Genomic DNA, 19,566 nt, shown 5'->3' on the forward strand with positions numbered 1-19,566 from the left:
GCGATTGAGCTAAACTTGGGCTCGAAGCCTTCAATTATCCCGTCGCGAAATGTGATCTTGTCTGTCCTATCGCATCTTGGGGGCTAACTGTGTCCACGAAGCACGTAAGCTATAAGTGCTGGCACGCGCTTTCAAGCCTGACCAGGCTGGGCGGAACGTCCGCAATCGGGTCGCTAACTGACAGTCCGCTTTTAACCAATAAGGCGTCGAAGTTGCCGAACAAAGCCGCATGCTAACGCACACTAATGCCGCCCGAACAGCTTCTCGACGTCCTCCATCGAAAGTTTAACCCAAGTCGGCCGGCCATGATTGCATTGGCCTGAGCGCGGTGTGCGTTCCATTTCGCGCAGCAGGGCGTTCATTTCCGCAACGTTCAATGTGCGCCCTGCCCTGACCGAACCGTGGCACGCCATGGTGGCGAGCACGAGATCGAGCTTTTCGCCCAGCAGGATCGCATCGCCATGCTTGGCAATATCGTCTGCGATATCCTGCAGCAGCTTGTGCGGGTTGGCCTTGCCCAGCGAATGCGGCACAGCGCGCACCAGCATGGCGTCGGGGCCGAAACGTTCGATCACCAGCCCGAGCTCGGCCAGTTTGGCAATTGCATCTTCCAGCCTGTCGCAGGATTGTTCATCCATCTCGACGACTTCCGGCATCAGCAGTGCCTGGCTGCGTTTGATCGCCTCCTCTGCGCCTGCGCTGCGCAACCGTTCCAGAACAAGGCGTTCATGGGCGGCGTGTTGATCGACGATTACCAACCCATCTGCCGCTTCTGCGACGACATAGGTGTTAGCCACCTGTCCGCGCGCAATGCCCAGCGGGTATTTCTCTGCGCCTTCGTCAACCGGATCGGCCATTTCGGCACGGCCATGAGGGGCGGCCAGAACATCGCCGTTCTCGCCGCCGTAAGGCTGAACCGGTGAACTGACACCAGACGTCATTTGCGGGGCTGACGGAGCCCAGGCGGGACTGTCGAACATGGACCGGAGCGCAGGGGACGGCTCCTGCCGGACGGGCTCTTGCGACCACCGGCTCATCGCGGAGGCATCGGGTGACTGCGCGCTGCGCCGATCCCCGGTTGAAAGCGCCTGCCTCAGTCCGGAAACGATGAACCCGCGCACGGCCTGACTGTCACGAAACCGCACCTCCGTCTTCGCCGGGTGGACGTTGACGTCGACATCTTCAGGCGGAAGCTCAAGGAACAGTGCCAGCACCGCGTGCCTGTCCCGAGCGAGCATATCTGCGTAGGCGCCGCGCACCGCACCGGTCAGCAACCTGTCCTTCACCGGCCTGCCATTCACGAACAAATATTGATGGTCGGCAACGCCGCGGTTGTAGGTTGGCAGCCCTGCCACGCCGGTCAGGCGCATTGGGCCGCGCTCCAGGTCAATCGACACCGCGTTGTCGGCCAGTTCGCGGGCGATGATTTCGGCCACGCGCGCTTCCAGCGTCTCGCCACCCTGCAGCGACAACACGCGGCGGTCACCGTGCTCAAACGTAATCGCGATGTCGGGCCGCGCCATGGCCAGCCGCCGAACGACATCCTGACAGGCACCATACTCGCTGCGCGGCGTGCGCAGGAACTTTCGCCGTGCAGGAACCTTGCCGAACAGGTTTTCAACCCTGACGCGGGTTCCGGGCGGCAAGGCGGCTGGTGTGTCTTCCTCCAGCACGCCGTGATCGACGACCTTTTTCCACCCCTGCTGCTCACCATGCGGTCTGCTTTCCAGCGAGAAGCGCGATACGCTGGCGATTGACGGGAGTGCTTCTCCGCGAAAGCCGAGGGTGCTGACCTGCTCGATCGCCTCGTCTGGCAATTTGGAAGTTGCGTGGCGTTCCAGCGCCAGGCTCATCTGGTCGGGCGACATACCGCAGCCGTCATCGGTTACTTCAAGCAGGGTCAGCCCCCCATCGACCAGTTTGATCGAAATGCGCCGGGCTCCAGCATCTATAGAGTTTTCAACAAGTTCCTTGAGCGCGGCAGCTGGGCGCTCCACCACCTCACCGGCGGCAATGCGGTTGATCAGCGCTTCTGGTAGACGGCGAATTTGCGGCATTGGCCAAGCCTAGCGATGAAGCGAAGCGAATTCGAGGCCGATGGTGCAAAAACCGGTGCAAGATACGCATAAAATTTTGGCCTTTTCGGGCTGCGTCCGTTAAGACGCTTTCATCCCTGTCATATCCGGGTCGCATCTGCCGCAGATTCTCGCGGCAAACACCCGAAAACTATACGGAATCGCCGCCTGATGAGCTTCTTTTCTAATCTTTTCAAATTCGGTTCGCAGAACATGGCCATCGACCTCGGAACGGCCAACACTCTGGTCTATGTTCAGGACCAGGGAATTATCCTCAACGAACCGTCCGTCGTTGCCATGGAAACCATTGGCGGCTTCAAGAAGGTCAAGGCCGTTGGCGACGAAGCGAAGATGATGATGGGCAAGACGCCCGACAGCATTGAGGCGATCCGCCCACTGCGCGATGGTGTCATCGCTGACATCGAAATCGCTGAAGAAATGATCAAGCACTTCATCCGCAAGGTGCATGGTTCGAAGAGCATGTTCCGCTATCCCGAGATCACGATTTGCGTTCCGTCGGGCTCGACTTCAGTTGAGCGCCGCGCGATCCGCGATGCCGCCAGCAACGCCGGCGCGAGCGAAGTTTACCTGATCCTCGAACCGATGGCTGCTGCAATCGGTGCCGATATGCCTGTGACCGAACCGGTCGGCTCGATGGTTGTCGATATCGGCGGCGGCACGACCGAGGTTGCCGTTCTTTCGCTGCGCGGTCTGGCATACACGACTTCGGTCCGCACTGGCGGCGACAAGATGGACGAAGCGATCGTTTCGTATGTTCGCCGCCATCACAACCTGCTGATCGGTGAAAGCACCGCTGAACGGATCAAGAAGGATTACGGTATCGCAATGGTTCCGGAAGACGGGATTGGCGAAACGATTACCTTGAAGGGCCGCGACCTCGTGAATGGCGTGCCCAAGGAAATCACCATCAATCAGGCTCACATCGCCGAAGCGCTTGCCGAACCGATTGGTGCAATCATCGAAGGTGTTCGTATCGCGCTGGAAAACACCGCGCCGGAACTCGCAGCCGATATCGTCGACCAGGGCATTGTCCTGACCGGTGGCGGCGCGTTGATCCGCGGCCTCGACACGCATCTGCGCGACGAAACCGGCCTGCCTGTCAGCATCGCTGAAGATCCACTCACCTGTGTTGCTATCGGGACCGGCCGCGCCATGGAAGATCCGATCTACCGCGGCGTATTGATGACAGCATAACGGGGGCGAATTATGGCGCCGTCCTCTTCCCGGCGCTCCAGCTATTCACGGCGGGCGCAATACGGGGTTTTTACTGGATATGTTGCTGCCGGAATCGGCGCAGTGCTTGGTGCTGTCCTGCTCGGATTGTCTCTCTGGAGCCCTTCGAACTGGCAGGGGCCGCGCGGTCTGGCTTCGGAAGCAGTCGCTCCGGTTGCTGAAGCTGGCGCCACCGCCCGCACAGGCGGCCAGGGTTTCTTTGGCTCGATCGCAGGGTACTTCCGTGCCGGAAGCCAGAATGCCGAGCTGAAAGAAGAAGTGGAGCTCGCCCGTATCCGCCTGCAAGAAGCCAAAGCGGTCGAACAGGAAAACCAGCGCCTCAAAGTTCTGCTCGGTCTTGCAGAACAGGAAGTCGGACCGGTCGCAGTTGCCCGTTTGGTGGGCTCAACAGCATCCAGCACGCGCCGTTTTGCCTATCTTGGAGCAGGCAAAAACGATGGCGTGGCAATTGGTATGCCAGTACGCGGCCCGCGCGGTGTTGTCGGCCGTGTGCTTGAAACATCGGCGAACATCTCCAGAGTTTTGCTGCTGACTGACAGCCAAAGCGTCCTGCCGGTGCGTCTTGCAGATGAAGACGTCGTCGCTTTCGCAGAGGGACGCGGTGATGGTCGGCTTCAAATCCGTCTTATCAACCTCGGGATCAACCCGCTGGAGCCAGGTGATGTGATGGTCACCAGCGGTGCCGGCGGCTATTACCGACCTGGAATTGCCGTCGCGATCTTGACCGAGATTACCGATGATGGTGGGATTGCCCGTATCATCAGTGATCCAGCGGCAACCGATTACGTTTCCGTCGAACCCATCTGGCAGCCGGAAGCGGTTGCCGGGGCGCAGCAGCCGGTTGATCAGGTGCTGGCCGAATAATGGAACGCGTCAATCCTTCGGCTCGCCGTGACGCCTATGGCAGCCGCATCAACCGGGTTCATTCACCCGTACGCGCCTATTCAATTCCTACTCTGAGCGTGATGGCTGCGTCCATCCTGCCGTTCTTTTTTGTCAGCGGCGGGGTCGCGATTATCCCGCCACTCGGTTTTCTGATGTTGCTGGGCTGGCGGCTGGTGCGGCCCGGCCTGTTGCCGGTTTGGGCAGGCTTCCCGCTTGGCCTGTTCGATGATCTGTTCAGCGGGCAGCCATTCGGCTCTGCCATATTCCTATGGTCCGCAGCCATGATCGCCATCGAAATTACCGAGACTCAGCTTCCCCGGCGTAGCTTCGCGCAGGACTGGACCATTTTTGGGCTGATCATCCTCGCCTACATCTTTTCCGCCGCTTTGCTTTCCGGGTCGGATGTATCGGTGCTGATCATCTTGGCGCTTGGTCCGCAGGCCTTGCTGTCGGTCCTCCTATTCCCCATTATCGCGCGCATGGTTGCCAGGCTCGACAGGATACGCCTCAAACGCGTTCGCAGGGTGCATTGATGCGCAGCAAGCGTCGCCGGCAGCCGCCTATCAACTCTGCCACTCTCCAAAATCGATATGATCGCCGCAGCATAGTCCTGGGCGGGCTTGGTGCCGGAATCGGTACCTTGCTTGCCGTAAGGATGGGCTACATTGCGATTGCGGAGAACGAGAAATACCGGGTCGAGGCTGAAAGCAACCGCGTAAACCTTACCCTTATCCCGCCCCGCCGTGGATGGATACTCGATCGCAACGGCGCTCCCCTTGCCTCCAATCGCGCCGATTTCCGCGTCGACATCATTCCCGAGCGCACGCCTAATCCCGACAAAACAGTCGAGACTCTGGGCGAGATTCTTGGTTACGAGCCTGCCCGCATTCAGGATTTGAAGGATGCGATGGAGGGCGCGCGCGGCTTTCAACCGGTCGAAGTCGGAACTGGCCTCGATTTTGAACAGTTTGCTGCCATCAGCGTTCGCCTGCCAGACCTTCCCGGTGTGGTGCCGCAACGTGGCTTCACGCGGTATTATCCCACCGGGCCATCAGTCGGGCATCTGATCGGCTATGTCGGGCCGGCATCCGCCGAAGAATACGAGCTGGACAAGAACCCGCTTTTGATCACGCCCGGCTATAAGATCGGCAAGGACGGCCTGGAGAAGCAGTTCGAACAGGAATTGCGCGGCGAACCGGGCGCGCGCCGGGTGGAGGTGACTGCCTCTGGCCGGATTGTCCGTGATCTGGATACCCGCTCCGATGTTCAGGGCGATCCCGTCCGCCTGTCGATCGACGGCCCGCTGCAGGACTACGCGGCGCGCAGGATCGGCCTGGAATCCGGTTCCGTCGTGGTCATGGATTGCAACACTGGGGAGCTGCTGTGCATGGCCTCCATGCCCAGCTTCGACCCCAACAGCTTTTCCGACGGAATTGGCCGCGTAGAATACTCAATGCTGCGCGATGACGAGCGAGTGCCGCTCAGAAACAAGGTTTTGAAAGGCCTCTATCCTCCTGGCTCGACCGTTAAGCCCATGGTGTCGATGGCGCTGATGGGACAGGGTATCGATCCGGAAGAAAAGGTCTTCTGCGGCGGCGGCCTGCGCGTGGGCAACCGCGTTTTCGGCTGCTGGAACCGGCGGGGCCACGGCGCCGTGGACATGGCCAAGGCCATTTACCAAAGCTGCGACGTCTATTTCTATGCCATGGCACAGCGTGTCGGTATGGATCCGATTGCCGCGATGGCACGCAGATGCGGCATGGGGCAGGAATTCCCGCTGCCGGTCGTCAGCCAGTTCTATGGCACCGTGCCTGATCCTCAGTGGAAAATGCGCAAGTACGACCGCGAATGGCAAGCCTTCGACACGGTCAACGCGACAATTGGCCAAGGCTACATGCTGGCCAACCCCCTGCAGCTGGCCGTGATGGCATCGCGGATTGCCACTGGCCAGCAGGTCATGCCCAATCTGTTGCTAGGTGGAAAAAACCCGGCGTTCGAGAAATTCCGTTTCCCGTCGGATCAGAAGGATTACATTCGTCAGGCGATGAGCGATGTCGTGAACGGACCTGGCACCGCAGGACGGGGCCGCTTACCCTTCGATGATATCAAGATCGCTGGTAAAACGGGAACAGCGCAGGTCGTTTCGCTAAGCAAGTCGGACGGCCGATCCGGACCATGGAAATACCGCGACCACGGCCTGTTCATTTTCTTCGCCCCGTTCGACAATCCGAAATACGCCGGTGCCGTCGTGATCGAACATGGCGGCGGGTCAGGTGCCGCATATCCTATTGCACGCGATGTGATGACATTCATGTTTGACCCGCAAAAGGGCATGGACGCTCTCCGCGGCCTCGAAACGCAATGGGGCGGCAATGCCGAAGAGCGGCTTGCACGAAAATACGCAGCCTACGCACAGGCGGCCGGTGAAGAAGTGCTGCCTCTGCCCAAACGCGATGAAGAAATCTTCGCCAGCGTCGATGCAGAAGCAAGAGCGGAAGCCCAGCGCGCCGTCGCCGAGGCGGCTGACGCGGCGATCAATCGTTCGCAGAACGTCGATGCCTCAACCGTTGGCGGTGCCGAATGAACGGTATCATTCCAGCACCGATTGCTCGGCAGCCATGGGGCATGCTGATCCCTCTGTTCGTGCTGGTCGCATTTGGCGCTGCGGTGCTGTATTCGGCGGCGGGAGGCAATTTCAAACCCTTCGCATCGTCGCACCTGCTCCGGTTTGGTGTATTCCTGTTCATGGCATCCATCATGGTCTTGTTTAACCGGGATTTTGTGCGCTTCATGGCCTATCCGGTTTACGGTTTGGTCCTGCTGCTGCTGATGGCGGTTGAGGCGATGGGGGCGATGGGCGGCGGTAGCCAGCGCTGGCTGGAGCTTGGCTTCCTCAGGCTGCAACCGTCGGAATTGATGAAGCCGGCGATCGTACTTGCCCTGGCCCATTTCTACAGTTCGCTGCCCGGCGCAATGGTGCAATCGTGGCGTGCATTGGTGCCTGCGGGAATGCTGATCGGTGCGCCTATGGCACTGGTGCTCCTCCAGCCCGACCTTGGAACATCATTGGCGATTGCGTTTGGCGGTGCGGTGGTGATGTTCCTGGCTGGCTTACCGATGCGGTGGTTCGTCGCTGGCGGCGCTGCTGCCGCGGTCGCTGTTCCACTGGCCTACTTCTTTGCGTTGAAGGAATATCAGCAACGCCGCGTCACGACTTTCCTCGATCCAGAAAGCGATCCGCTGGGTTCAGGGTATCACATTACCCAGTCCAAGATCGCGATTGGTTCGGGCGGATTTTCGGGCAAGGGATTTAACGAAGGCTCGCAAAGCCATCTCAATTACCTTCCTGAACCTCATACCGACTTTGTTTTTGCGACAATGGCAGAGGAATGGGGCCTTCTAGGCGGATTGCTCGTGCTGCTGATCTTCGGACTGATTCTTCGCTGGGGGCTCGGCGTCGCCAAGGCGTCAAATGACCGTTTCGCAAAGCTGCTGGCAGCCGGCATGGTCGCCACGATCTTCTTTTACGTGTGCATCAATCTGATGATGGTCATGGGCCTCGCCCCCGTGGTCGGGATCCCCCTGCCTTTCATGAGCCACGGCGGGTCTTCCATGATGACCAACATGATCTGCATCGGAACCCTGATGATGGTAAACCGCTGGAACCGATCAATTCGAGGCGGGCTGATATCAACCTGAAAACGGCAGCATGCCTTTTTGTACATCAAACCGCTTTAAATCTTCAAACAGGTCGTTATATGCAGCGCCTCGCCTGATCGATCTGATTCGGCGACTGCCCGAAATGGCTGATGGACGCATAGCTCAGTTGGTAGAGCAGCTGACTCTTAATCAGCGGGTCCTTGGTTCGAACCCAAGTGCGTCCACCAAGCCAAATTCCTCTGAAAACCTGATCATTCCGTAAATGGCACAAGTCTTTGCAAGTGCCAGATGCGCCTGTGCGCTGCTCTGAGGTCGATAAGGTCTGATTCAAGAGCATGTTCGTCTCGGTTACTTTGAACAATAAGAGAAAACAGGTAAACTTAACGAAGCTTTAGCTACTTGGTGTTGCAATGGCCCCATGGATGGCCCCGACCCAAGAGGAATTCACGCGTGGCAGCGTATCGACGAGTCTATGACTACGTCGGGTAGCCTTGTGGATGCGGATCTGGAAGAGGTGGCCGCTCTGGGTACTCGCCATGTGATTGACCTGGCCCCAAGGCAACATGAGTTGTCGTTAAAGGATGAAGGCGAGAAGCTGAAATTACTTGGCATCGGCTACACGCTGATCGAAGTTCCGTTCAATAAGCCGACAGAGCAGCATTACTTGTGCTTCGTTGCCGCGCTGGAACAAGCGCCGCGCCCTGTACACCTCCACTGCGTATACAATTTCAGGGTATCGGCCTTTCTCTACCGATATCACATAGAATGCGGGATGGACGCACGTGAAGCCCATGCGATCATGCGCGAACACTGGTCACCCGAGAATAGCGACCATCCGGCTGCGCAGCCGTGGAAGGCCTTTATCGAGAGAACAAGTCAGGCGCATCAACTGCGCAGCACGGGATAAAGCCTATTGCCTGCAATTCAGGCTTCCTCCTGCTCGCCGCTACCGCTAGAGGCGCTGGCAGGAGATTATCATGGCGCGTTTTCTGATTGTTGAAGCCCGGTTCTACGACCACCTGAATGATATGCTGATTGCAGGCGCCAGGGCCGCGCTGGAGACAGCAGGGCATGATGTCGATGTCCTCACCGTACCCGGCGCGCTGGAGATTCCGGGCACCATTTCCATGGCAGCTGACAGTGGTCAGTATGATGGCTTTGTCGCTATCGGGGTCGTTATCCGCGGTGAAACCTACCATTTCGAGATTGTCGCGGGCGAGAGTGCACGCGGTATTATGGCTTTGACGATGGACGGTATCCCTATAGGCAATGGCATTCTGACAGTGGAAAACGAACAACAGGCGCTGGTCCGGGCTGATCCGTCGCAGAAGAACAAGGGCGGCGAAGCTGCCGAGGCTGCGATTGCCCTGCTCGACCTGCAAGGCAAGTTCGCGCGTTAAGACCCGCCGTCGAAATATTCGTTGAGCCCCATGGGTCCGTAGGGCCCCAGGATCAACTGTTCGAATATACCGGTGCCAATGTCGCCGTTATCGGCCTTCGTTTCGCAAATCATCTGGACGTGGAGGTTGTCCGGCTGCAGCGGGTTGAGTTCAGCCAGATTGATATCCTCGCGTACGACCTCCAGTGGTCCATGGTTGATCCCGTGGCCCCAATCGGGTGACGTGTAGCCAAGCCCGCGCATCTGGAAGCGATCCTTCGCCTTGAGCTCCACAACAGCCGGCGCCCCCGGCACTTCCAGCTCCAAGACGCCTCTAGCTGGCCAGCGGCTGCCAGGTTCCAAACTTGCCGTGAGCGTCCCCTGCCCTTCGGTCACATCGGCGACACTGCCGCCTTCTGGCACCCACGCAGCCCGGGTGTTCCATGCGGTACCGTCAGGATTGGCGTTCAGGTGATAGAACAGACTGCCGCCCGGAAGGTTGATCGGCGTCCACTGCCAGAAAAACGTCGGCGCAGACACACCCGGCAATGGCTGTTCGTCGCGCGCACCAACCGGGCGCACGCCCCAACTGCGATCACGCGTTCCTAGCGACCCTGACGCTATTTCCCGACGATCACCATCAACCTCGATCGAGCCGGTGTAACGGCCGTTCTGGGTCATGCGCGTATAATCCATAAACGCGCGCGGCCCGATGCGGTGGATGAAGCGCGGCTCCTCGATCGGGAATGCGCGCCCTGAGAATTCGAATTCGGCGGCGATACCTTCTGTTTGTGCCACGGTAAGCCGCAGGCGGCTCAGCGGTTCCACTATCTCGATTCTGATCGGGCCGACCTCGAGATCCATCCGCTCCATCCCGAGCTCGCGGCTCGCGTGGATACAGTGCTGGACCCCGTCCCGGATTACGCAGAAATGAGCATCCGCCACATCGAGATGCGGGTAGACTCCGAAGGCGAGCGCGAAGAACCCACTGCCATCGGGCGCATAGCCATTGAAGAAATAGCGATCGTAGAAATTTCTGTCAGTTCCCGAATAGGCAACTGGCTCAGGTGTCTGGTGGATCGGAAATTCGTCGCCTTTGCTCAGTGCCATTCAATCCTCCAAAACCCGCATCGCATCAATTTCACGCGCCAATTCGGCAGCACCAATCGCCATCGATTGGAAAATGGCTTCGCTACGTTCGTTATGTTCGACAAATGCCGCGCTGAACACGGCGGTCGAGATGCCGTGAAGCGCACCTCTTGCATATCCGTCATTACTGCGAATATCGCCGAGATCGGGACCGCCGCAGTTGACCAGTTCCGCTCGGTAAAGTTCCAGCAAGTGCGCCTCGTTCGGCCGCCTCAATTCGGTGCCGATACCCGCGCCCATGAAATACCCCAGATCGGTTAGAGGATCGCCCAGCGAAACCGTCTGCCAGTCAAGCGTCGCCATCGGCTCGCTTCCGCCGCCGATACCGAACAGGATATTATCGAGCCTGAAATCGCCATGGACCACGCAAGGACCAGTTGGAAATTCTCCAAACAGGCGGGCTGAACGTCCCCCCAAACTCCCGATATACTTGAGCAAATCTGCTTCGATCTTACCCGCGTAGAAAGCCTGGAATGCCTCACTCGCACCGGGATATCCCGCAGCTGCAAATGCACGCACTTGTTCATTAGGCTGAAGAAACGGGAGCGAAAGTATCTCGCTCTTCTCAAAAGTGGCACCGTGAAGGGCCGCAATTTCGCGCACACAGTGTTCGGCTTGCTCAAGCGTACAGGACAACAGCTGATCGCCCTGTTGTGCCGGACCGCAATCCTCCATCAGAAGGAGAAACTCGCCGCTAGGCGGGTCGAATTCAGCGAAGTATGTTTCCGGGGTACGGGTGGAAATAGCGGGCGCTATATATTTGTAAAAGCCGACTTCTTTTTCATAGAGCTGCATGGACGCAGCCGTACTCCGGCTTGTCTCGTCCGCTGCTGGAAATTTACCGGCCAGGCTTTCGGGGCCTGTGTTTCCTTCGGTATAGTCGATGGAAATGCGCGCGCTGTCACCCACCAGACCCGCCCCGATCGGCTTGGCCGAACAGGAGGCAACCGCTTTCCCAAGCACTTCGCCAAGAAATGCAGGTGAGATATCTGCAGGAGCAGACGGGAATGACGCCAACAGGAATTCCTCTCTTGCGGGCGATCCTATGGCGTCATTCGGTTTCGTCAATAGTGAGCAGGTTTATCCGAAACAGCCAGCGCCCGCATAGCTCGCACTGGCGCCGAGTTCTTCCTCGATGCGGATGAGCTGGTTGTATTTTGCGAGCCGGTCGGAACGGGCAAGCGAACCGGTTTTGATCTGGCCGCAATTGGTCGCCACAGCCAGATCGGCAATTGTCGCGTCTTCAGTTTCGCCCGAACGGTGCGACATGACCGAGGTATAGCCGGCGCGATGCGCAATGTTCACCGCTTCCAGCGTCTCGGACAGAGTGCCGATCTGATTGACCTTGACCAACAGAGAATTGGCGAGGCCTTTCTCGATACCCATCTTGAGGCGTTCAGGGTTGGTCACAAACAAGTCGTCGCCAACCAGTTGCACCTTGCCGCCAATCGCGTCGGTCAGTGCCTTCCAGCCTTCGAAATCGTCTTCATCCATGCCGTCTTCGATGGAGCGGATCGGATAATCCGAACATAGCGCGGCAAGGTAATCGGCCATTTCTGATGGCGACAGTGACTTGCCCTCGCCCGAGATTTCGTACTTTCCGTCTTTGAAAAACTCGCTCGATGCGCAGTCGAGCGCAAGCGCGATTTCTTCGCCGGGCTTGAACCCTGCCCGCTCGATCGACGCCATGATGAAATCGAGCGCATCACGGGTGCTGGCAAGGTCAGGTGCAAAGCCGCCTTCGTCGCCCACTGCAGTCGCAAGCCCCTTGTCCGAAAGACCCTTTTTCAAGGTGTGGAACACTTCCGCACCCCAGCGAATGGCTTCTGCCATGCTGTCTGCGCCAACCGGCATGATCATGAATTCCTGGATGTCGATCGGGTTGTCGGCATGCTCACCCCCGTTGATGATGTTCATCATCGGGACCGGGAGAACGTGAGCGGAAACACCGCCGACATAGGCCCACAGCGGCATACCGCGCGCATTGGCGGCGGCTTTTGCAACCGCAAGGCTGGTGCCCAGGATCGCGTTGGCCCCAAGGCGCGACTTGTTTTCCGTGCCGTCCAGATCGATCATCGCCAGATCGAGGTCACGCTGGTCTTCAGCGTCGAGGCCCAGCAAAGTGTCGGCAATCTCGCCATTCACTGCGTCGACAGCCTTGGTCACGCCTTTTCCGAAATAACGGCCTACATCGCCATCGCGAAGCTCGACTGCCTCGTGCGCACCTGTCGATGCGCCGGACGGAACCGCTGCCCGGCCGAAGCTGCCATCTTCGAGCAGAATATCAACCTCAACCGTGGGATTCCCGCGACTGTCGAGAATTTCGCGGCCGTGGATGTCGAGAATTGCAGTCATATTGTGCTCCGGCGCTATTGGTGTTGTAATTAACTAACACACCACCCATGTCGGGCAGTGACGACGTATGAATTGCGCCTTATGCCTCGGAACTATCTGGTGCAAGTTGCGTTGCAACATAGAGAGGTCGGAAACCGTATTCACGGTGTCTGACCGGATATTTTTAACGGGTAAGGGAAAATCACATGGCCGACGCAAAACCAACCAAAACCAAAACCACCAAGAAAGCTGCACCCAAGAAGGTTGCGGCAACGACCCCGGCGGCTCCGGTCTCCGGCACAGAAGAAGCGAAAACCCGCTTCAACGCTGCTCTGGACGAAGCGCGCGCAGGTGCCGCTGCCTTGAAAGACGAAGCTTCGACCCGCGCGGTTGCTTACCGTGAGCAGGCCAAGAGCAAATCAGACGACTGGGCCGGTGAAGCCAAGGTTCGCGTAGGCGACCTGGCCGTCGAAGCCAAGTCGAAAGCAAGCGACGGTATTGCCTCAATCGGCAAAGTTGTTTCCGAAAACGCCGGCGTGATCGACGAAAAACTGGGCGAGAAGTATGGCGACTATGCCCGTTCGGCATCACGCAAGCTTCAGGAAACCTCAGCCAAGCTCGACAATAAGAGCGTTGAGGAACTCGGCGAAGATGCACGCGAAGCCGTGCGCAAGAGCCCGGGCATGGCAGTAGGTATCGCGGCGGTAGTCGGTTTCATGGTAGCGCGTCTGTTCAGCCGTAACTGAGCTGGAACAACGTGGGATCAGAAAACATGCTTGATGAGGGAGACGTTCAGCGCGCTGCTGACGACGAAACCGGTTACGAAAGTGCGGATGAGCGACCTGTTCGCTCCCTGACTGATGACATCAGTGCCCTCATCGATGATGGTAAGACGTATGCCGAGGCAGAGCTGGCTTTTCAAAAGAGCCGGCTCTCCTTCGTTGCTGGCAAGAGCAAGTCGGGCATCGGGTTTTTACTTGCTGCGCTCGGACTTTTGCACCTTGCGCTCATTGGCCTCGTCGTCGGCGGGATATTCACGCTTGGGACGCTCGTCGGACCAGGCTTCGCCACACTTATCGTGGTTGGGGTTCTGCTCGTATTTGCCGTTCTTGCGGGTCTTGCCGCGAAGGCACGGTTCGAGAAGATCGGGACCGCGTTCGAAGGTGATCGATGATGCGTCAAAATCCCGAAGCCCGGATGCGGGAAGATCGTATGATGCGTGATGCCGCATTGGCTCTGGTCAAGGCAGACATCAGCCACCTCAAGGCGGATTACAGCGCTGAGGGCATCGGCACCCGTTTCGCCAGCAGAATGGCGGAAGGTGCGACCGATGTTTTCGAAGAAGCTGTGGATGTCGCTGACGACAACAAGGGCGTGCTCGCAACGTTGATTGCAGCTGTCATACTGTGGTTCGCGCGCAACCCGATTATGGCGCTGTTCGATGATGATGACGCACCGGACGATCGGCCCGACGACGATCCCGACCTATTCGGCGATTATGAGGAACCCGACGCGATCTAACTCCGTTGGTTTTACAGATTACAAGTTTCAGGAGATGCAGAATGTCGAGTGAAGAGAAGCGCCAGGCGCTAAAAGCCAAAATCGAAGCCGCTGAGAAGCGCAACGAAGAGCGCAGCCTTGGTGAGATGGCGAAAGAGGCAACCGACAAGGCAACCGATTTCGTGAAAGAACATCCCTTTGCCACCCTCGCCGGTGTCGCTGTGGTAGGTTTGGCAATTGGCGCCATGACACGCCCGGGCCGCCGCGCAGGCCAACAGGTCGGCCGCAAAGCCAGCTCACTCGCAAGCTATGCCACCGAACTCGGTCTGGCATATGCCAGCGGCATGATGGCAACGGCGGGCAATGTTGCCGAAGCAGGCAAGGACAAACTTGAAGATTTCGGCGATGCGCTGAACGATAATGCAGGTGCCCTGCGCAGGCAGGCTGCGTACAAGAGCGGCAATGCAGCCGCTGCAGCACGCGGTTTTACCCGTGAGGCCGGCAAGAAGGCCGGACGGTCCATCCGCGATCTGCGGAACCGCGCAGGCAAATAATATCGAGATACGATCTGCGAAAAGGCGCGCCGGACTTGTCTGGCGCGCCTTTTTCTTTATGTGCCGCGCGATAGTACTTCCACCCTCCCCAGGTCCCAGAAAGCACCGACATGAAAGAAACAGATCTCAACCAGACGCTCCACTTGGTTATGGGCGGTCGTGTCAAAGACCCGCGCACCATGGAATTCCAGGATCCGGAAAGCATCCATGTTGTCGGCGTATTCAGCGATTACGACAACGCGGTAGAAGCATGGCGCGGCAATGCGCAGCGCACGGTTGACGATGCCGAAATGAAGTACGTCATCGTTCCCCTGCACAAATTGCTGACCCCGGGCGCCTGATCCTGAAATATCGCGGCTTGCGATGGCTTACTCTCTGCGCCGGTATCGCGAAGGTGACGCGGAACCACTCCACGCACTGACGCTGGCTGCGATAGTCCAGATCGGACCGGCGGCATATTCGCGCGAACAGGTTGCGGTATGGGCGAGCCGCCATGGTTCACCCGGACGGATCCGTGAACGTGTTGCGAACGGCCATTCAATATACGTCGCCGCTGATGAGCGAGGCCTGCCGGTCGCCTTTGCCTTACTTGAGCAAGACGGCCATCTCGACCAGCTATATTGCCACCCTGACCATTCGCGCCGCGGATTGGCCGACCAGTTGCTGGCTTTGGCTGAAACGGAAGCTGGCACGCGCGGGATTGCGCGTCTTTATACCGAAGCAAGCGATCTTGCCCGGCCCGCTTTCGAGCGCTGCGGATACAGCATTACGCATCGCCGCGATTTCGAAATCGACGGCGTTGCGATTCACAATTATGCGATGGAAAAGCGGCTCGGCTAGCTTGCCAAGCCGCGTCCAGGATCAAATATATTCGATCTTTTCGACGAGGTAAAACTTGTCGCCGGATGGCACAGTCACTTCGATCTCATCGCCCAGGCTCTTGCCGATCAGCGCTTTGCCCAGCGGCGAATTGTACGAAATCCGCCCGCCAGTTGCATCCGCCTCTGTCTGGCCGACGATCTGGTACCTGACCGGCTTGTCATCGTCGTCGAGCAGGGTGACGGTTGCACCGAAAACAATGCGGTCTCCCGAGAGCGTCGTCGGATCGATGATCTGAGCGCGGGTGACCTTGCTTTCGATATCGGCAATCTGCGCCTCGACCTGGCCCTGACGTTCTTTCGCAGCGTGATACTCTGCGTTTTCGGAGAGGTCGCCGTGAGCACGGGCTTCCTCGATCGCGTCGACGATCTTGGGCCGCTCTTCACGCAAAGCCTTCAAATCAGCCGTGAGCTTTTCGTAGCCCTCGGCGAGCATCGGCACTTTTTCCATCGTAACCCCAATCTATTCTAAGCGCCTCTACCGAAAGACAATTCGAGACCGGGCCGCCCCAATTCGGAGCGACTCATTTCCGGAAGCGATGTCGGGAGAGGTCGTCTATTTCTCAGCTATAATAGTCTTGGAGTGACCGGACTTCAAGCGCGCTCGGCTTGACGGCCCTGATTGCCTCCGCCGTGGCGAGCGATGCCGCCGCCGTGGTGTAGTACGGAATCTTCATTTCCAGGGCGGTCGCACGGATTGATTTGCTGTCGATCAGGCTCTGCCAACCCTCGGTCGTGTTGAACACCAGCGCAATTTCGCCGTCGATCATGCGGTCGACAATATGCGGTTGGCCTTCCGCCACCTTGTTGACCCTTTCGACCTCGATCCCCTGTTCCGTCAGGTAAGCCTGCGTGCCGCCAGTGGCGACAATCCGGAACCCGCATTCGACCAGAGTTCTCACCGCAGGCACGATGATCGGCTTGTCGCCTTCCTTGACCGAAACGAAGACCAGGCCGCCTTCCGGCAATTTGACCCCTGCGCCGAGCTGCGACTTCATGAACGCGGTCGGGAAATCGCAGTCGATCCCCATGACTTCGCCGGTCGATTTCATTTCCGGCGTCAGGACCGGGTCAGCCCCGGGGAAACGGCCCCACGGGAAGACCGCCTCTTTCACGGCCATGTAGTCGAGATCGCGCTTGAATGGTGGGAACTTGTCCAGCGTCTCCCCGGCCATAACGCGGGCGGCAATCTTGGCGACCGGCTGCCCGATTGCCTTGGCCACGAACGGAACGGTACGGCTTGCGCGTGGGTTCACCTCGATCAGGTAAACTTCGCCGTCCTTCACAGCGAACTGCACGTTCATCAGCCCGCGCACGCCCAGCGCAAGAGCCAGCGCCTTTGCCTGACGTTCCATTTCATCGACGATGTCGGTCGGCAGCGAATATGGCGGGATGGTGCAAGCACTGTCGCCCGAATGCACGCCGGCCTCTTCGATATGCTGCATGACGCCGGCGATCACGACCTGGTCGCCATCTGACAGGGCATCGACATCGCATTCGATCGCATCGCGCAGATACTGGTCGACGAGGACCGGGCTTTCGCCCGACACATTCACTGCCGTTTTGATGTAGTCATCAAGCTGGGCCTCGCTGTCGACGATTTCCATCGCCCGGCCGCCCAGAACGTATGACGGGCGCAGCAGAACGGGATACCCGATCCGCGCAGCGACAGATGCCGCCTCGTCGCGGCTGTAGGCGATACCGTTTTCAGGCTGCTTCAGCTTCAGCTTGTTGACCAGTTTTGCGAAGCGTTCGCGGTCTTCGGCAAGATCGATCGCATCGGGGCTGGTGCCGAGGATCGGGATGCCTTCATCCTCAAGCGCCTGCGCCAGTTTGAGCGGGGTCATGCCGCCGAACTGCACGATTACGCCCACCAATTCACCGGCCTGCTGTTCTACGCGCAGGATTTCGAGCACGTCCTCTGCCGTCAGCGGTTCGAAATAAAGGCGGTCGGAGGTGTCGTAATCGGTCGAAACGGTTTCCGGGTTGCAGTTAATCATGATCGTTTCGAAGCCGGCTTCTTCCAGCGCGAAACAGGCATGGACGCAGCAATAATCGAATTCGATACCCTGCCCGATCCGGTTCGGTCCGCCGCCCAGGATCACGATTTTGCGGCGGTCGCTCGGCTGCGCTTCGTCCTCAGGTTCGCCAAAGGTCGGCGCCTCGTAAGTCGAATACATATACGGCGTGATCGCCTCGAATTCGGCAGCGCAGCTGTCGATCCGTTTGAACACCGGCAGTACGCCCAGCTTGCGGCGCAGCGAACGAACTTCTTCTTCCGAAGTCGCACCGGCCATCGCCTGCAACGCATCGTGGAGCAGACCGCTGCGGCGGGCCTGGGTTTCGCCCATTCCGCCAGCCACGCCGACCGATCGCACCGCTAGAGTCGCGAGGCGTTTGTCGGAAAAGCCCATGCTCTTCAGCTTGCGCAGGCCAGCGGCATCGCCCGGCAGTCCGTTGGTTGCGACATCGGTTTCTGCCGCAATGATCGCTTCGATCTGGCGCAGGAACCACTTGTCATAACCGGTGATGCGGTTGATCTCGTCGACGTCCATACCCTCACGGAAAGCCTGTCCAACTTTCAATATCCGGTCGGGTGTCCGCTTGGCTAGCGAGCCGGTCAGCACATCGCGGTGCACGCCTTCCAGTTCGACCACGCGGTTGAACCCGTCGAGATCGGTTTCCAGCCCGCGAAGCGCCTTCTGCATTGATTCCTGGAAGTTCCGGCCAATCGCCATGACTTCGCCAACCGACTTCATCGCGGTGGCCAGTTCGACATTCGCGCCCTTGAATTTCTCGAACGCGAAACGCGGAATCTTGGTGACGACGTAATCGATCGTCGGCTCGAAACTGGCCGGGGTTGCGCCGGTAATTTCGTTGGTGATTTCATCCAAGGTATAACCGACCGCCAGTTTCGCCGCGACGCGCGCGATGGGGAAACCGGTGGCCTTCGATGCCAGCGCGGATGAACGCGAAACGCGCGGGTTCATCTCGATCACGATCAGGCGGCCATCTTCCGGGTTTACCGCGAACTGGACGTTCGACCCGCCGGTTTCGACCCCGATTTCGCGCAGCACAGCGATGCTGGCGGTGCGCATGATCTGATATTCCTTGTCCGTCAGGGTCAGCGCGGGGGCGACGGTGATGCTGTCGCCGGTGTGCACGCCCATCGGATCGACGTTCTCGATAGAACAGATGATGATGCAATTGTCCTTGCGGTCGCGGACAACCTCCATCTCGTATTCTTTCCAGCCAAGCAGCGATTCCTCGATCAGAACCTCCGTCGTGGGGCTGGCGTCGAGGCCTTCGCGAACAATGCGCTCGAACTCTGCCTTGTTATAGGCAATGCCGCCGCCGGTGCCGCCAAGCGTAAAGCTGGGGCGGATGATGCTGGGCAGACCGGTGCGCTCGAGGATTTCAAACGCCTCATCGACATTGTGCGCTACGCCGCTGCGCGCGCTTTCGAGGCCGATCTTGTCCATCGCATCGCGGAATTTCTGGCGGTCTTCCGCCTTGTCGATCGCCTCTGCATCGGCGCCGATCATCTGCACGCCGAATTTCTCCAGCACGCCCATTTTTTCAAGGCTCAGCGCGCAATTAAGCGCGGTCTGCCCGCCCATCGTCGGCAGCACCGCATCAGGGCGTTCTTTCTCGATGATCTTGGCGACGATTTCGGGCGTGATCGGCTCGATATAGGTCGCGTCGGCAAACTCCGGGTCGGTCATGATGGTGGCCGGATTGGAGTTGACGAGGATGACGCGGTAGCCCTCCTCCTTCAGCGCCTTGATCGCCTGCGTGCCGGAATAATCGAACTCGCAGGCCTGGCCGATGATGATCGGTCCAGCGCCAATGACGAGGATCGAGGAGATGTCGGTTCTTTTGGGCATTAGTGTGTCACC

At 58.8% G+C, this 19,566-nt stretch carries 19 protein-coding genes and 1 tRNA gene; 14 read left to right on the forward strand and 6 right to left on the reverse strand.

Going from position 1 to position 19,566, the window contains the following annotated elements; translation table 11 throughout:
- Nucleotides 1–242: 242 nt before the first annotated feature.
- Complete coding sequence (mutL, locus tag PO778_RS04595) at nucleotides 243–2,057, reverse strand: DNA mismatch repair endonuclease MutL (RefSeq protein WP_271438774.1); 1,815 nt, start codon at nucleotides 2,055–2,057, stop codon at nucleotides 243–245.
- A gap of 189 nt (nucleotides 2,058–2,246) precedes the next feature.
- Between mutL and PO778_RS04600 the strand changes: the two genes are divergently transcribed.
- The 8 genes from PO778_RS04600 (at nucleotide 2,247) to ribH (ending at nucleotide 9,274) form a co-directional block, all read left to right on the forward strand.
- Complete coding sequence (locus PO778_RS04600) at nucleotides 2,247–3,290, forward strand: rod shape-determining protein (protein WP_160729898.1); 1,044 nt, start codon at nucleotides 2,247–2,249, stop codon at nucleotides 3,288–3,290.
- Between the two features lie 12 nt (nucleotides 3,291–3,302).
- Entirely contained in the window at nucleotides 3,303–4,193 is an 891-nt protein-coding gene (locus PO778_RS04605; RefSeq protein ID WP_160729899.1) for a rod shape-determining protein MreC, read from the forward strand.
- The gene (gene mreD, locus PO778_RS04610) at nucleotides 4,193–4,747 is read left to right on the forward strand and encodes a rod shape-determining protein MreD (protein WP_271438775.1); all 555 of its coding nucleotides are present in this window, start codon (nucleotides 4,193–4,195) and stop codon (nucleotides 4,745–4,747) included. Before PO778_RS04605 ends, mreD begins: the two co-directional genes overlap by 1 nt.
- Nucleotides 4,747–6,798, forward strand: coding sequence for a penicillin-binding protein 2 (gene mrdA, locus PO778_RS04615; RefSeq protein WP_160729901.1), 2,052 nt, complete (start codon nucleotides 4,747–4,749; stop codon nucleotides 6,796–6,798). The genes mreD and mrdA overlap by 1 nt, the downstream gene beginning before the upstream one ends.
- Complete coding sequence (rodA, locus tag PO778_RS04620) at nucleotides 6,795–7,913, forward strand: rod shape-determining protein RodA (protein WP_271438776.1); 1,119 nt, start codon at nucleotides 6,795–6,797, stop codon at nucleotides 7,911–7,913. Before mrdA ends, rodA begins: the two co-directional genes overlap by 4 nt.
- A gap of 112 nt (nucleotides 7,914–8,025) precedes the next feature.
- Nucleotides 8,026–8,101, forward strand: a tRNA-Lys gene (locus tag PO778_RS04625).
- Between the two features lie 191 nt (nucleotides 8,102–8,292).
- Complete coding sequence (locus PO778_RS04630; RefSeq protein WP_160729903.1) at nucleotides 8,293–8,781, forward strand: protein-tyrosine phosphatase family protein; 489 nt, start codon at nucleotides 8,293–8,295, stop codon at nucleotides 8,779–8,781.
- A gap of 70 nt (nucleotides 8,782–8,851) precedes the next feature.
- Nucleotides 8,852–9,274: a 6,7-dimethyl-8-ribityllumazine synthase gene (gene ribH, locus PO778_RS04635; protein ID WP_271438777.1), complete on the forward strand. Its 423-nt coding sequence runs from the start codon at nucleotides 8,852–8,854 to the stop codon at nucleotides 9,272–9,274.
- Here ribH and PO778_RS04640 read toward each other — a convergent pair.
- The 3 genes from PO778_RS04640 to eno form a co-directional block, all read right to left on the reverse strand.
- A complete protein-coding gene (locus PO778_RS04640; protein ID WP_271438778.1) occupies nucleotides 9,271–10,362 on the reverse strand; it encodes an Rv3169 family protein in 1,092 nt (363 codons plus the stop codon). The genes ribH and PO778_RS04640 overlap by 4 nt on opposite strands.
- Nucleotides 10,363–11,418: a phosphotransferase gene (locus tag PO778_RS04645; RefSeq protein ID WP_271438779.1), complete on the reverse strand. Its 1,056-nt coding sequence runs from the start codon at nucleotides 11,416–11,418 to the stop codon at nucleotides 10,363–10,365. It abuts the gene before it with no gap.
- 63 nt (nucleotides 11,419–11,481) lie between these two features.
- Nucleotides 11,482–12,756, reverse strand: a complete 1,275-nt coding sequence (gene eno / locus PO778_RS04650; protein ID WP_271438780.1) for a phosphopyruvate hydratase — start codon at nucleotides 12,754–12,756, stop codon at nucleotides 11,482–11,484.
- 185 nt (nucleotides 12,757–12,941) lie between these two features.
- On the opposite strand from eno, the gene PO778_RS04655 reads away from it, so the two are divergent.
- From PO778_RS04655 to PO778_RS04680, 6 genes are all read left to right on the forward strand, one after another.
- Nucleotides 12,942–13,481: a hypothetical protein gene (locus PO778_RS04655; protein ID WP_271438781.1), complete on the forward strand. Its 540-nt coding sequence runs from the start codon at nucleotides 12,942–12,944 to the stop codon at nucleotides 13,479–13,481.
- A gap of 26 nt (nucleotides 13,482–13,507) precedes the next feature.
- Nucleotides 13,508–13,909, forward strand: a complete 402-nt coding sequence (locus PO778_RS04660; protein ID WP_271438782.1) for a phage holin family protein — start codon at nucleotides 13,508–13,510, stop codon at nucleotides 13,907–13,909.
- Nucleotides 13,906–14,256, forward strand: coding sequence for a hypothetical protein (locus tag PO778_RS04665; protein ID WP_271438783.1), 351 nt, complete (start codon nucleotides 13,906–13,908; stop codon nucleotides 14,254–14,256). Before PO778_RS04660 ends, PO778_RS04665 begins: the two co-directional genes overlap by 4 nt.
- Nucleotides 14,257–14,297: 41 nt before the next feature.
- Entirely contained in the window at nucleotides 14,298–14,789 is a 492-nt protein-coding gene (locus PO778_RS04670; RefSeq protein ID WP_271438784.1) for a hypothetical protein, read from the forward strand.
- Nucleotides 14,790–14,899: 110 nt separating this feature from the next.
- Entirely contained in the window at nucleotides 14,900–15,130 is a 231-nt protein-coding gene (locus PO778_RS04675) for a DUF4170 domain-containing protein (RefSeq protein ID WP_160729911.1), read from the forward strand.
- Nucleotides 15,131–15,152: 22 nt separating this feature from the next.
- Complete coding sequence (locus PO778_RS04680) at nucleotides 15,153–15,629, forward strand: GNAT family N-acetyltransferase (RefSeq protein ID WP_271438785.1); 477 nt, start codon at nucleotides 15,153–15,155, stop codon at nucleotides 15,627–15,629.
- 21 nt (nucleotides 15,630–15,650) lie between these two features.
- Here PO778_RS04680 and greA read toward each other — a convergent pair whose 3' ends face one another.
- Both greA and carB read right to left on the reverse strand, forming a co-directional pair.
- Nucleotides 15,651–16,118 (reverse strand): transcription elongation factor GreA, encoded by a 468-nt coding sequence (gene greA, locus PO778_RS04685; RefSeq protein ID WP_271438786.1) that lies wholly within the window; start codon nucleotides 16,116–16,118, stop codon nucleotides 15,651–15,653.
- Nucleotides 16,119–16,230: 112 nt separating this feature from the next.
- Nucleotides 16,231–19,554: a carbamoyl-phosphate synthase large subunit gene (carB, locus tag PO778_RS04690; protein WP_271438787.1), complete on the reverse strand. Its 3,324-nt coding sequence runs from the start codon at nucleotides 19,552–19,554 to the stop codon at nucleotides 16,231–16,233.
- Nucleotides 19,555–19,566: the final 12 nt, after the last annotated feature.

Source organism: Pontixanthobacter luteolus (assembly GCF_947494915.1).
GTDB classification, from domain to species: Bacteria; Pseudomonadota; Alphaproteobacteria; order Sphingomonadales; family Sphingomonadaceae; genus Pontixanthobacter; species Pontixanthobacter luteolus.

Coding starts and splice junctions, on each gene's coding strand:
- PO778_RS04655 (WP_271438781.1), top strand. CDS start 12,942: ATGGCCGACGCAAAACCAACCAAAACCAAAACCACCAAGAAAGCTGCA.
- mrdA (WP_160729901.1), top strand. CDS start 4,747: ATGCGCAGCAAGCGTCGCCGGCAGCCGCCTATCAACTCTGCCACTCTC.
- mutL (WP_271438774.1), bottom strand. CDS start 2,057: ATGCCGCAAATTCGCCGTCTACCAGAAGCGCTGATCAACCGCATTGCC.
- PO778_RS04665 (WP_271438783.1), top strand. CDS start 13,906: ATGATGCGTCAAAATCCCGAAGCCCGGATGCGGGAAGATCGTATGATG.
- greA (WP_271438786.1), bottom strand. CDS start 16,118: ATGGAAAAAGTGCCGATGCTCGCCGAGGGCTACGAAAAGCTCACGGCT.
- carB (WP_271438787.1), bottom strand. CDS start 19,554: ATGCCCAAAAGAACCGACATCTCCTCGATCCTCGTCATTGGCGCTGGA.
- mreD (WP_271438775.1), top strand. CDS start 4,193: ATGGAACGCGTCAATCCTTCGGCTCGCCGTGACGCCTATGGCAGCCGC.
- rodA (WP_271438776.1), top strand. CDS start 6,795: ATGAACGGTATCATTCCAGCACCGATTGCTCGGCAGCCATGGGGCATG.
- PO778_RS04640 (WP_271438778.1), bottom strand. CDS start 10,362: ATGGCACTGAGCAAAGGCGACGAATTTCCGATCCACCAGACACCTGAG.
- PO778_RS04680 (WP_271438785.1), top strand. CDS start 15,153: ATGGCTTACTCTCTGCGCCGGTATCGCGAAGGTGACGCGGAACCACTC.
- PO778_RS04630 (WP_160729903.1), top strand. CDS start 8,293: ATGGATGGCCCCGACCCAAGAGGAATTCACGCGTGGCAGCGTATCGAC.
- PO778_RS04670 (WP_271438784.1), top strand. CDS start 14,298: ATGTCGAGTGAAGAGAAGCGCCAGGCGCTAAAAGCCAAAATCGAAGCC.
- eno (WP_271438780.1), bottom strand. CDS start 12,756: ATGACTGCAATTCTCGACATCCACGGCCGCGAAATTCTCGACAGTCGC.
- PO778_RS04600 (WP_160729898.1), top strand. CDS start 2,247: ATGAGCTTCTTTTCTAATCTTTTCAAATTCGGTTCGCAGAACATGGCC.
- PO778_RS04605 (WP_160729899.1), top strand. CDS start 3,303: ATGGCGCCGTCCTCTTCCCGGCGCTCCAGCTATTCACGGCGGGCGCAA.
- PO778_RS04675 (WP_160729911.1), top strand. CDS start 14,900: ATGAAAGAAACAGATCTCAACCAGACGCTCCACTTGGTTATGGGCGGT.
- PO778_RS04660 (WP_271438782.1), top strand. CDS start 13,508: ATGCTTGATGAGGGAGACGTTCAGCGCGCTGCTGACGACGAAACCGGT.
- ribH (WP_271438777.1), top strand. CDS start 8,852: ATGGCGCGTTTTCTGATTGTTGAAGCCCGGTTCTACGACCACCTGAAT.